Below are 12326 nucleotides of genomic sequence, written 5' to 3'. Positions count from 1 at the left end.
ACCAGGGAACTACCCGTCGAACCGCGCGCTGGTGCTGCCGTGCGGCACCACCACGTGCACGGCGTTGCGCTCGACGGTGAAGTCGGCGGGGGTGGCGGTGGCGATCTCGCCGTCGAGGTTCACCGGCATGGGCGGCTCGGTGACAAGCCGGACGCGCTGGCAGGTCAGGTGGTGCACACCGCTGCGCTCCACGAAGCTGCCGTTCTTGAGCATCCGGGCGATCCTGATGTGCTCCCGGAGCGGCGCCCCCGGGATGGCGTAGACATCCAGCAGGTGGTCGTCGATGCCGGCCGTGGGCGAGACCGCGTTGCCGCCGCCGTAGTGCCGGCCGTTGCCAACAGCCACCTGCAGCAGGTTCTCGAGTTCCAGCGTTTCGTGGTCCCCGTCCGGGAACTCGAGGCGGGCACGGAACGGCTGGTGCCGGGCATAGGCGCGGACGGCGGCAACGGCGTAGGCCACGGGCCCGAGGTACCGCTTGAGGCGGGGGCTGAGGGTCTCGGTGACACCCACCGAGAGGCCCACGGACGCAACATTCAGGAAGGGTTGGCCGTTCACGCGCCCCATGTCGATGTCCACCACTTTCCCGCCGGCCAAGGCAGCTACCGCCCCGGGAAGATCCGCCGGGATCTCCAGGGTGCGGGCAAGGTCGTTCGCCGTCCCCAGCGGAAGGACCCCCAGCACGATTTGTGTCCCGGCGAGCCGGCCGGCGGCGAAGGACACCGTCCCGTCACCGCCGCCAACAACCACAAGGTCGTGCCCCTCGGCAACCACCCGGTCCAGGGTCCCGGCCAGCTCGGCGCCGGACAGGATCTGGTGGACGGCGGAGATGGGCAGGCCCGCACTCCGCAGGGTATCCACTGCCAGCGCCGGCCCCGCCGCTCCCAGGCGCGCCCCGGCGTTGATCACCACGGCAGCGGACTTCGCCTCTTGGGCAAGCATCATGGGGAACATCCTAGGCCGGGCGGGCTGGGAACTCCCTGAGTACGCCCTCTGCACGTACGGGGCGGAAGGTGCGCCCTGCGAAACGGCAGGCGTACGACGGCGGCGCGCGGCCGCCGTCGTACTGGTCACGTTTGGTGCCGCGCAGTCAGGAACGGTTGGTGTAGACGTCGCTGCTGAAGCGGTTCAGCCCCGGGGCGGCGGCGTAGCCGAGGTGGGGCAGGCCGAAGATGTCCTCGATGCTTCCCAGCAGGCTGTAGTGGTTGTACGCCCGCTGTGATGTTGTGCCGCCTTTGACCTGCGGGGACAGGACCAGCGCACCAACGCGGCCGCCGCCGGCCCCTCCGGGCAGCGAGGAGGCGGCGCTTTCCTTGCCTTTGGCCTCGTCGAACGTGATGACCAAAACCCCGTCCTTCTTGAACGCCGGGGAGGCCAGGATGTCCGGGACGTGCTTCTTGAGCCATGCGTCGGCCCGGGGCAGGCCTCCCTCTGAGCCGTCGTGGCAGGGATCGTCATGGCCGTCGTTGCACAGGTTGGGGCTGATGTAGGACAGGTTGGGCGTGGTGTCCGGGGAGGTGAGGTCAGCGTCCAGGCTGCTGAAATCCACCACGTTCTCCTGGCATTCGGGCGAGGACGTGATGGCTGTGAAGTACACAAACGGATTGTGCCGGGTGGCGTACTGGGTCTCGGCGCTGGCGTTCTGGTTGGGGTCCTTCGCGCCGATTTCCGCGTGCCGGCACGGTGTTCCCATGTCCTCCATGTAACCCTTCCAGGACTTCCCTGCCGCGCTGAGCTGGCCGGCCAGGGTGGGCACCGACTCGGGGTAGACGCAGCCGCTGCCCTGCACCTGGCCCGGGCTGGCCGTCCCGGTGACGGTGAAGGCCTCGTAGGTATGGCAGTCGCGGCTGGTCACCGGGTTGGGGCCCTGCCCGGAGAGCTGTGCGATGTAGTTGGGCAGCGATGCATGGCCGATTGCGTAGTACTCCGTCAGCAGCACCCCCTGGGCCCGCAGGGTTTTGGAGAGGTACGGGGCCGGCGAGTCCGGGCCCCACACCTTGTCGTAGGACTTGTTCTCGAGGTTGATCACAAAGACGTGCCCGAGTGTTCCGTCCACGCTCCCGGAGGCCGGTGGGCCGGGTGCCGGGCTTGGAGCGGCCTGGCACGCTGTAAGGAGGACCGCTGTGATGCAGGCCAGCGCGATTGAACCGCGGCGGCGCCCGCGGCGGCGCCCGCCCGTGCGGGACCGTTTCCGGGGATTGTCAGCCGCCATCAATTCCTGCCTCCCGGGAGGACGGCCGCAGTACCGCCCACCTGGGGGTTATCCTGCCACTCCGGCGCTGCCAAAAGATGGGCCCAAAGCCCCGCTCCGCCTACCGTGTCAGGGCGAACGCGGCGATGGCCAGGCCGACCGCCAGGACAACGTTGACGATCACGTAGGGCTGGATGCCGCGTTTGGGTTCCTTGGCCATCCTGCGGCGCCCGTGCTTGCGGTTGATTACTTCTGCCATGCATCGAACCTAGGCAGCAGCAGGAGCTGGGGGCCCGAGTAATCGCTACTCGTTTTACTAATCCACACCACTGGGGCGCCGGATACACGCCCAATTCAGCGCAGCAGCATTCATTGCTTCCAGGTGGCCAGATTCCTATGGTGTTCCCATGGCCTTCAATCACGTTCAGAGCGATTACGATCAGCTCCAGGGCCTCCTGTCCACGTTTGAGGACCTCAGGAGTTTTCTCAACGGTTTGACCGTCCTCGGGTCCGGGGTAATGACGGAAGCGGCCGGCGCAAAAGTTGAGTGTGCCGTCACGTTGAGGCGGCAAAAACGCCCGGTCACGATTGCAGGCAGCAGCGAGCTTGCTGTTCGCCTGGACGAGATCGAGCAGGCTGTTGGCGGCGGGCCCTGTATCGAGGCTCTAAAGATCGGCAGGCCGGTGCTGCTGGCGGACGTCTCTACCGACTCCCGCTGGCCCACGTACAGCAAGGCGCTGGCTGCGGCCGGATGCGGCAGCTGCCTCGGTGTTCCGCTTGACCCCGGAGAAAACGCGGCGGCGGCGCTGAATCTCTTTGCCTCCCCTGCCGGTCCGCTCACAGAGCCGATGATCGCCAGGGCCACAGCCTTCGCTGAATCGGCGGGCCACACGATGGCTCTGGCAGTCAGAATGGCGGCCAAGGACGAACTCACCAATGACCTGCGGGCTGCCATGGAAAAACGGACCGTCATTGATCTGGCCGCGGGCATCATCATGGGACAAAACCGGTGCACACAGGATGAGGCCATGAAGATCCTGCTGGCGGTGTCCAGCAACCGCAACCAGAAACTGGCTGCGGTTGCCGAAGAAGTGGTGGCGGGCGTCTCAGGGAGCCGGGACGTGCGCACGCACTTCGATGATTGAGCGCTCGTCCCCCGGCTACTGCTCCCGGCGGGTCTCCTGCAGCCGCTTGATGAACCAGCGGGACTGTTCCGGCCCGTACGGCAGGACGGGGATGGCCTTGGTGGCATCGTCCGGGGTGTCCCGGATGGACTGGCGTGCCTGGCGGACCGCGGTGCTCAGTGTATTCGCCATGGTCTTGACGAACTCGTCGCTGCAGGGCTTGCCGTGCCCGGGGATCAGGAACTCGTAGCGGTGGCGCAGCGCTGAGATGTGGCGGAGCGCATCCGCCCACTCCTCAGGGTAGGAGTCCTCGAAGGACGGGTGGGCGCCCTGCTCCACGAGGTCGCCCACGAACAGGGTGGTGGGGGTGCCCACCACCAGGTCGCCGTCGGTGTGGCCGCGGCCCAGGTAGAACAGGGTGGCGGTCAGCCCGCCCAGGTCCACCAGCACCGGCTGGTCCTTGACGATGGCGTTCGGAACCACGAGTTCCACGTTCTGGCCTTCGCCTACGGACATTTCCGGTTCCAGGGTCCCGACGAAGCGGCGCTGCAGGTCCCCGCGCTCCTCGATTTCGGTGGCGCAGTTCTGGTGCGCCCAGAACTCCGTGACGCCGGCTTCGGCGAACACCGCGTTGCCGAAGAAGTGGTCGTAATGGGCGTGGGTGTTTACGACGACGAGCGGCAGCTGGGTCTTTTCCCGCACGGCGTCCAGGATCTCCCGCCCCTGCCGTGGCCCGCAGCCGGTATCGATCACCATGGCCCGCTCGGACCCCACCACCAGCCCGGTGTTGAGCAGCGATCCTTCTGTGACCAGAACATAGTTGTCAGCGCCGACTTCGAGCCATTCCTGCATTGTTTCTCCGTACCTCCGGCAAAAGCAGTGTTCGTTTAGTGGTCGATTGTACCCAGCACTGCTTGGAGTTCCCGGGAGGCCGGGCACGGACGACGGCGGCGCGCGGCCGCCGTCGTACCCTCGTGGGGAGTGGGGTTGGGGGTTAGGCCCCGGGAGCTGCGATGGAATCGCGGATGACCAGCGGGCAGTCCAGCATGGTCGGGCGGAGCGCCATGCTGGCAAGATCGTTCTTGCCCTCGATGGCGTCGATGAGCTGGTCCGTAGCCCAGGCACCCATCTCGTAGTGCGGAAGGGCCACTGTGGTCAGGCCCGGGTGGAGGTTGGCGGCGATGAGTTGCTGGTCATCGAACCCCACGATGGAAAGCTCGTTCGGGATGGCCAGCCCCAGTTCAGCGGCCGCACGGTAGGCACCCATGGCCATCCGGTCGTTGTAGCAGAACAGGGCTGTGGGCCTGTCGCTGCGGCCGAGCATCCGCCGGGCAGCCTCATAGCCGCCGTGCACCTCGGACGGCGCAGACTCCACCGGCGCGCTGCCGCCGTCGAGCCCTGCCCCGTCCAGTGTCCTCCGGAAGCCCTGGAGGCGCAGGCGTGTTGCCGGGACGTCGTCGGTGTTGTTCAGGAAGCCGATCCGCCGGTGGCCTGCGTCCAGCAGTGCAGTTACGGCCGTCCGGGCGCCGCCCTCCTCGTCCGGAATCACCGCACAGATATTTCCGCTGGCAGACACGGAGTCCACCAGGACTGATGGAGTGCTGTCCAGGTTTGGGGGCAGCTCCACGTTGCGGTGATACATGGTGGCGTAGAGGATGCCGTCCACCCTGCGCTCCAGCAACGCCTCCACGTCCGCCGTCCTGGATTCCAGGCTGGCCGAAGCGGACGTGTTAAGGATCATGAGGTTGTAACCGCGCCGCTTGGCAGCCTCATCGGCGCCCAGGATGATTCGGCCGGCATGCGGTGTGGTGGCAATATCCTCGCTCAGCAGCCCCAGCATGCCCGTCCGCTGCGTCCGCAGCGCCTGGGCCAGCCGGTTGGGTTCGTAGCCCAGCTCTTCAGCGACGGCCCTGACCTTTTCCTTGGTCTCGGGACTGACGCGGGCATAACTGACGTTGTTGAGGACGTGGGAGACAGTGGTCACGGACACCCCGGCCGCTTGCGCCACGTCCTTGATGCCGATGTTCTTGTTGCTCATCTGTCTCCCACGTCCTCATGGCCGGTGATGGCAGCTTGCTTACCGTGCCATAGGCGCATCTGCCATTTAGAAACCTACCGTGGGTGTCGGCCTGAAGGCATTTGCTGCCCTGTCTGCCATGACCTGGGCGTCACTTCCCGAATCAAGGATGGTATTCCGGGCTGACCCGGGATCGACCATCACAGCGGTAACGGCGAGGCCCTCCGACTCCTCGGTGGCCAGCAAGGCGTCCACCTGGGCTTCGAAGCACGAATCACTGGACGTGGAATCCACGTCCATGGCCACCACGTGGTTGTTGGAGACGAAGTTGCCGGTACCGGCCCTCAACCGCATGATGACAGGCCTCGCACCCGCCGGACGGATGCTCTGCGAGTCGATAATCTGCGAGAAGTGGTTGCCCACCACTGAATTGTTGTTGCCGCTGACGCTGAGAAGCCCGGCGAGGTCGTCCAACCCGTTGTCCACACCCAGGAAGGGCGTCCACGGCTCGTGGTCCCGCAGGAAGTGGTTCGTGGCCACCAGGTTTTCCGAACTGTTGCCCTCGAGGACCACCATCCCCGGGTAGAACGAATGCAGGCGGTTGTTGGTGACGCTTGACCGTGTGACGCCGTCGAAATGGACGCTGCTCGCACCTCGCGGAAAGACGTTGTTCGCGGTGATCAGCAGCCCGCCGTGGTTCTGGGCATAGATCGAGCGGCCCTTGAAGCCTGCACCGATCAGGTTGTCGGTGATTTTTGATGCCTGTCCCCAGCCGCGCAGCTCGATGCAGCTTCCGCATTCGGCAATGAAGTTGTCGTGGATGGACAGTGCGTCCGCGTTGTGGATGGTGAGGGCGTTTTCGAGGTAGATGAACCCCATGCCGTTCACGCGGAATGAGTCGTTGGCGCTTGCGACGTAGATGCCGGTTTTGCAGTTGACGTAGGTGTTCTCTGCGGGCATTCCTGAGCCGTCCGGGATGAAGTGCAGCCCGTCGATGCAGAAGTTGGAGAACTCCACCGAGCTGATCCGCGGGCTCCCGCTCCGCTCAACATAGAACGCGGCCCCCGTGGATTCCTCCCCGTCCCCGCCGGCGGGAAGGTCAACAATAATACGGCTCCCGCCGGGCCACATTTCATGGAGATCAGGCCATTCGTCTTCGGGAACATTGAAGCGGATGCTCGATGACGTGAAGCCGTGCCCCGAGCCCTGGATCCGAAGGAAGCTGACGTCGATGACCACCTGCGTGCGGAGGTGGTAGTCCCCCGGCGGAAGGTAGATCACAGCGCCGGGCTTCCCGCCGTCGTCCACATCGGTGGCGGACTGCCGGCCCTTGATGTCAGCGATGATGCTGTTGATGACTTCGCCGATGTCCTTGGACGGGTGGCCGACCGGCCACGCTGTCACGTCGTAGTAGTTATTGCTTGACATGCTTTCTTCCCTTGATGTTGTGATTCCTCAGCCGGAGAGCAGGGTTTATGAGGCCACCGGCTGATGTTCCGGCAGGTCCCGTTGGAGTTCCTCTGATGTTGGCGGGTGGGCGCCCGGGCGTCGTACGGTGATGGCCGCCGCTTTGGCTGCCATCCGTCCCAGCGATTCGAGCACTGACGGTGCCAGCCCTTCTGCTCCACGCAGGAGGAGCCCGTAGATCAGCGCGGACATATACGAGTCCCCCGCCCCGATGGTATCCGCGACGGCTGACGGGACCGAGGGGACGTCCACGCGTGCGTCCCTGGTTGTGAGCAGGGATCCCTCCGCTCCCCTGGTGACGGCGACCAGCCGCGGCCCGAGTCCGAGGACGCGTTGCGCGGTGTCTTCCAGGGAGAGCCGCGGATAGAGCCACCGTGCGTCCTCGTCGCTGAGTTTCACCACCTCCGTAAATTGCACCAGTTCCTCAAAGATGGTTTTTGCCTCGAGGTGGCTGCCGAGCAGTGAAGGGCGGATGTTGGGGTCGTAGGTGACCACGCAGCGCTGGTGTGATTGCTCCAGGAGCTCCCTTACCATTGCAGCCCCCGGCGCCAGGAACGTAGCTATCGAGCCGGTGTGCAGGATTTTGGGCAGGGCAGCCGGAGCCATCCGCGGGAGGTCCCACTGCACGTTGAAGTCATACTGTGCTGAACCGTCGGAAGCCAGGACCGCAGTTGCCGTGGCGGTTCCACCCTGGTGGCGGGAACCGGGCAGAAGACTCACTCCGGCGCTCCGCAGGTGCTGCTCGATCAGCGCGGCATAGTGGTCGCCGCCGATGGAGGTCAAGAGTCCGGTGTCCACCCCCAGCCGCCCGAGCCCGTAGGCAACGTTGGCGGGTGATCCGCCGGGGTGCTCCATAGTGCCCTGTGGCGAGACGACGATGTCCAAGAGCGCTTCACCGACAACAAGGACGTCAAAACGCGCTGTGGTGTCATGGTGGGTTTGCTGGGCTATTGGCATGTTGGGCCTTCCTCTGAGTGGGGTGCGCTTAGTTGAGTGTCGTGACGGTGAGCGTCCGGATGGTTGCCTGCCCGCCGCTGACCGTCAGCCGGGTCCCGGTATGTCCCTCGTCAGGAAAAACAAGGTCGGTCAGGACCACCTTGCCGTCCTGCGCGAACACCTCCACCGAGCAATGGTCGACGACGATCTGCAGCTTGAGTGCGCCGTCCTCCAAGACCAGCGGGGCTGCTTCCACGGAGGGAAACTTCTCGTGGAAGCCCGTGTTGCCCGACAGCCGGCGGTCCAGGACGAGCTGATTGGCCGCGGCGTCGTAGGTCAGCAGCGTCCCTGCGCTTCCCTCACTATCCCCGAACAGGTGGAAAGCCACGTGGCTGGCGCTTCCGGGCAGTATCTCCGCCTCGATGATGTGGGCGCTGCCGGGTACCGCATCAGGCAGCCGGAAGGCTGAATCCCCCAGTTCAAAGGCGCCTGCCTCCATGTGCCCGTTGGCCGTGTGGACGGCTTCTTCCGCGCGGACAGGGGGAAGGACCGGTTGCTGGATCAGGCGGGCGGAGCCGTTGACTTCTGTGAGGCGCAGCTCGCGGGCAAGGGTCATTGAGGACCGCCACGGGGCGGTGGGCAGCTGGTTGGCGTAGTCCCAGTTGTTCATCCAGCCGATGATGATGCGCCGGCCGTCGGGGGCGTTGCTGAAGGACACCGAGGCATAGCAGTCGCGTCCCCAGTCCAGCCACAGGCATTGCTGCAGCGCCGCAGCGGCTGCGGCTGAATCGTCCAGGGCGCTGACCCCCGCCGGCGCCGCCAGTGAGCCGGCGTCCGGGACGAACCGGACGCCGTCGAACGTCCCCACGAAGTACTGGCCGCCGGAGCCGCCGGCCACGGCCCCCGGGTTGACGTTGACGATCAGGACCCACTTGATGTTGTCCGGGTCCCCGTCCACCATCAGGGGAAAGAGGTCCGGGCACTCCCACTCGCCCTGGTCCGCGTTGGCCGGGCCGAAGTCGCTCAGGAAATCCCAGGATTTGAGGTCATCTGATCGGTAGAGGACCACCTTTTGGTGCTGCGCCTCGACGGCGACCATGATCCAGCAGGCGCCCCGCTCCCCCTGGTACCGGAAGACTTTGGGATCGCGGAAGTGCGCGGAGTTCCTGCTGAGGACGGGGTTCCCCTCGTATTTCCGCCAGGTCATTCCTGCGTCCGTGCTGGAGGCCAGGGACTGGGCCTGCGTCCCGTGGTGTTGGGACCCCGTTTTGTAGGCACTGGTGTAGATGGCTACCAGCGCGGGTTCGTCCGCAGTGCCGAAACCGGACGTGTTGCCGTGGTCCACCACCACGCTCCCGGAGAAGATGTCCTCTTTCTCGTCGCAGGCAATGGCAACAGGGTGTTCCGTCCAGTGCAGCAGGTCGCGGGAGGTGGCGTGGCCCCAGGACATGTTGCCCCAGACATTGCCGTACGGGTTGTTCTGAAAAAAGAGGTGGTACAGGCCGCCGTAGTACACCAGGCCGTTGGGATCGTTGAGCCAGGTATCCCTTGCCGTGAAGTGGATGGCTGGCCGGAACCTGGAGGTTGCGTGCCGGGTTGTTTCCGGGATTGCGGTGTCAAGGCAGCTGGACATGAATGGCGTTCCTCTTGGGAGTGGAAGGGACTGGCGGTCAGTGCCGGGGAGCTGCGATGGAATCGCGGCGCACCAGGGGGCAGCCCAGGATGGTCGGGTGAAGTGCCATGAGGGCAAGATCGGTCTTCCCCTCGACGGCGTCAATCAGGTGCTCGGTGGCCCAGGCACCCATCTCGTAGTGGGGCAGGGCAACGGTGGTGAGGCCCGGGTTCAGGTTGGCGGCAATCAGTTCCTGGTCATCGAAGCCCACCACGGAGAGGTCGCCCGGGATGCTGAGCCCCAGCTCCGCAGCGGCGCGGTACGCCCCCATGGCCATCCGGTCGTTGTAGCAGAACAATGCCGTCGGCATATCGGCACGGTCCCTGGGTGACAGGATCCGCAGGGCCGCCGCATAGCCGCCGTCCACCTCGGAGACCTCTGACTCGACAGGTGCCGCGTCGCCGTCGAGCCCTGCTTCCGTCAGCGCCGCCCGGAAAGCCTGGAGCCGCTGGCGGGTTGCGGGGACGTCATCGGTGTTGTTGAGGAAGCCCACCCGGGTGTGGCCCGCTTCGAGGAGCGCGCCCACGGCCGCCCGCGCACCGCCTTCCTCGTCCGGAATTACGGCGGTGATCTTTCCTCCAGTGGCCACCGAGTCCACCAGGACCGAGGGCACGCTGCCGAGGTTGGCCGGCAGCTCCACGTTGCGGTGGTACATGGTGGCGTAGAGGATGCCGTCCACCCGTCGTTCCAGGAGGGCTTCGATGTCTGCCTGCCGGGATTCGAGGCTGGCCGAACCGGAGGTGTTGATGATCATGAGGTTGTAGCCGCGGGCTTTTGCGGCCTCGTCAGCACCGAGGATGATCCGGCCTGCGTGGGGCGTGGTGGCGATATCCTCGCTCACCAGCCCCAGCATCCCGGTCCGCTGCGTACGCAAGGCCTGGGCCAGACGGTTGGGGCCATAACCCAGCTCCTCGGCAGCGGACCGGACCTTGTCCCGGGTTTCGGGACTCACCCGGGCGTAGGCAACCTCATTCAGGACGTGGGACACAGTTGTCACTGAGACGCCCGCGGCCACAGCCACGTCCTTGATGCCGATGTTCCTGTTGCTCATCTTCTTCGTTCTGTTGTTGGTGGTTCAGCCCTTGACGGCGCCGAGCGTCATGCCGGCCACGATCTTGCGCTGCAGGAGCAGGGTAAGAAGGATGACCGGGATGGAGTACACGGCTGCCAGCGCCGTCATCGAGCCCCAGTCCAGGCCGAACTGCGTCTGGAAGTTGGCGATCACCACGGGCGTTGTCTGGGAACGGATGGCTGTCATCAGGAGCGCGAAGAGGAACTCGTTCCAGGAGGCCAGGAAGGCGAAGATCGCGGTGACGGCGATGCCGCCGGACACCACCGGGATCACCACCCGCCACAGGGCCCCGAGCCTGCTGCAGCCATCCACGGTGGCGGCCTCCTCCAGGTCTTTGGGCACCGCCTCGAAGAAGCTGGCCATCAGCCAGATGGAGAGCGGCAGCGAGATGGTGGTGTGGGCAATGGACAGCGCGATCGGAGTATCGGACAGCCCCATGGATGCCATCATCGAAGCCAGCGGAATGCCGATCGCCACCGGGGGCACCATGCGGGTCACCAGGGCGGCCATGATGAAGATCCTGCCGCTGAGGGTTTTGTACCGGGTGATGCCGTAGGCCGCCGGTACCGCCAGCACCAGCGAAAGCAAGGTGCTGATGATGGCCGTCTGGATGCTGTTGATGAAGGAGGCCAGGACTCCGTTGCGGCCCAGCGCGTTGGTGTAATTCTCCAGCGTCCATTCCCGGGGAAGGATGGTGGGCGGCACGGCGATAGTGTCGATCGGCGTCTTGAAGGACGTGAACAGCAGGTACAGGAAGGGGAATCCGTACAGCACCATGGCCCCGGCAAGCAGGATCCACAGCAGGGCCCGGGTGCCGCGCCGGCCTGCTTCCAGGCCTTCCCGGTTCACGCCGCGGCGCCTGCGGGGACGGACGACGGCGGGACGTGCGGAAGGTGCCCCGGCCGCCGTAGCGGAGGTCCCGGCGTCGTGCGTTGTTTTTTCTGCGACGCGCATCAGTTGTCCTTTCCTGGCCGCCAGATGGTGGCCACCGCAAAGAACGCGACGGCGAGCATGGCCAGCAGGTAGATGGTGCCCATGGCGCTTGCCAGGCCGGGATCGCCGAAGCGGATCATGGTGCGGTAGATCAGCAGGCTCATGGTTTCCGAGGCGGACTGCGGGCCGCCATTGGTTTGGATCAGGATGGTGTCGAACGCCCGGGCCGCATCGATGCCCCGCACTACCAGGGCCACGGCGATGACTGGACGCAGGAGCGGCAGGATGATGCGGAACAGCATGGCCGGGGCGCGTGCGCCGTCAAGCAGTGCAGCTTCGATCAGGTCTCCCGGGATGTTCTGCAGCCCTGCGAAGAGGACCAGGCACATAAAGGAAGTGGTCAGCCAGATATCCGGGATGGCGACGGAATACAGCACGATGTTCGGGTCCGAGAGCCACCCGATCTGGTTGGGGTTGGACAGGATGCCTGCCTGGTGCAGGAGGGTCCCGATGAGGCCGAAGTTGTCGATCATCAGGAACTTCCACAACAGGCCTGCCACGATCGGGGCGATCATCAGCGGGTACATGAACACGGTTCGCCAGATCTGGGAACTGCGGCCCAGCATGGTGAACAGCAGGGCCATGCCCAGGCCAAGCGCGAACTCGAGCGTGACCACAACCAGCGTGTAGGCCAGGGTCCGCCACCCGGCGCCGGTAAAGGCCTCGGAGGCGAAGGCCCGGAAGTAGTTGTCCAGGCCCACGAAGTCGCGGGGACCGCCGGCGATCGGGGAGATCTTGAAGAAGCTGTCCGCCACCAAGCGGAACAGCGGGAAGGCCACGAATACTGCCAGGAACAGCGCCGCTGGAGTCATCAGGAACAATGCGAAGCGGCGATCGGAAATGCGCACGGTTTTCTC

12 protein-coding genes are annotated in these 12326 nt (G+C 65.4%); 1 reads left to right on the top strand and 11 read right to left on the bottom strand.

Annotated features, from left to right (window positions below; all coding sequences use genetic code 11):
- Positions 1 to 9 precede the first annotated feature (9 nt).
- The 3 genes from AC6CHP_RS00500 to AC6CHP_RS00490 form a co-directional block, all read right to left on the bottom strand.
- Complete coding sequence (locus AC6CHP_RS00500; RefSeq protein ID WP_498227726.1) at positions 10 to 942, bottom strand: lipid kinase; 933 nt, start codon at positions 940 to 942, stop codon at positions 10 to 12.
- A 145-nt stretch (positions 943 to 1087) separates the two neighbouring features.
- On the bottom strand, positions 1088 to 2209 hold the full coding sequence (locus tag AC6CHP_RS00495; RefSeq protein WP_498227724.1) for an alkaline phosphatase family protein: 1122 nt from the start codon (positions 2207 to 2209) through the stop codon (positions 1088 to 1090).
- 100 nt (positions 2210 to 2309) lie between these two features.
- Positions 2310 to 2447, bottom strand: coding sequence for a hypothetical protein (locus AC6CHP_RS00490; RefSeq protein ID WP_188727126.1), 138 nt, complete (start codon positions 2445 to 2447; stop codon positions 2310 to 2312).
- Between the two features lie 148 nt (positions 2448 to 2595).
- Between AC6CHP_RS00490 and AC6CHP_RS00485 the strand changes: the two genes are divergently transcribed.
- On the top strand, positions 2596 to 3333 hold the full coding sequence (locus AC6CHP_RS00485) for a GAF and ANTAR domain-containing protein (RefSeq protein ID WP_498227722.1): 738 nt from the start codon (positions 2596 to 2598) through the stop codon (positions 3331 to 3333).
- 15 nt (positions 3334 to 3348) lie between these two features.
- Here the strand turns inward: AC6CHP_RS00485 and AC6CHP_RS00480 are convergent, their stop codons facing one another.
- The 8 genes from AC6CHP_RS00480 to AC6CHP_RS00445 all read right to left on the bottom strand — a co-directional run bounded on the left by AC6CHP_RS00480 (position 3349) and on the right by AC6CHP_RS00445 (position 12317).
- A complete protein-coding gene (locus tag AC6CHP_RS00480; RefSeq protein ID WP_377193961.1) occupies positions 3349 to 4164 on the bottom strand; it encodes an MBL fold metallo-hydrolase in 816 nt (271 codons plus the stop codon).
- A gap of 142 nt (positions 4165 to 4306) precedes the next feature.
- On the bottom strand, positions 4307 to 5350 hold the full coding sequence (locus tag AC6CHP_RS00475; RefSeq protein ID WP_498227720.1) for a LacI family DNA-binding transcriptional regulator: 1044 nt from the start codon (positions 5348 to 5350) through the stop codon (positions 4307 to 4309).
- 66 nt (positions 5351 to 5416) lie between these two features.
- Complete coding sequence (locus AC6CHP_RS00470) at positions 5417 to 6757, bottom strand: NosD domain-containing protein (RefSeq protein ID WP_498227719.1); 1341 nt, start codon at positions 6755 to 6757, stop codon at positions 5417 to 5419.
- Positions 6758 to 6802: 45 nt separating this feature from the next.
- A complete protein-coding gene (locus tag AC6CHP_RS00465) occupies positions 6803 to 7753 on the bottom strand; it encodes a carbohydrate kinase family protein (RefSeq protein WP_498227718.1) in 951 nt (316 codons plus the stop codon).
- A 28-nt stretch (positions 7754 to 7781) separates the two neighbouring features.
- Positions 7782 to 9365 carry a glycoside hydrolase family 32 protein gene (locus tag AC6CHP_RS00460; RefSeq protein ID WP_498227716.1) on the bottom strand — a complete coding sequence of 528 codons (1584 nt, stop codon included), beginning with the start codon at positions 9363 to 9365 and terminating at the stop codon, positions 7782 to 7784.
- A 37-nt stretch (positions 9366 to 9402) separates the two neighbouring features.
- Complete coding sequence (locus tag AC6CHP_RS00455; RefSeq protein WP_498227714.1) at positions 9403 to 10455, bottom strand: LacI family DNA-binding transcriptional regulator; 1053 nt, start codon at positions 10453 to 10455, stop codon at positions 9403 to 9405.
- Between the two features lie 24 nt (positions 10456 to 10479).
- On the bottom strand, positions 10480 to 11430 hold the full coding sequence (locus AC6CHP_RS00450; RefSeq protein WP_498227713.1) for a carbohydrate ABC transporter permease: 951 nt from the start codon (positions 11428 to 11430) through the stop codon (positions 10480 to 10482).
- Positions 11430 to 12317, bottom strand: a complete 888-nt coding sequence (locus AC6CHP_RS00445; RefSeq protein WP_498227711.1) for a carbohydrate ABC transporter permease — start codon at positions 12315 to 12317, stop codon at positions 11430 to 11432. Before AC6CHP_RS00445 ends, AC6CHP_RS00450 begins: the two co-directional genes overlap by 1 nt.
- Positions 12318 to 12326: the final 9 nt, after the last annotated feature.

This window comes from Pseudarthrobacter sp. GQ63 (genome assembly GCF_059758765.1).
Note: the sequence above shows the minus strand (reverse complement) of the source record. Positions and strands in the feature narration are given on the sequence as shown.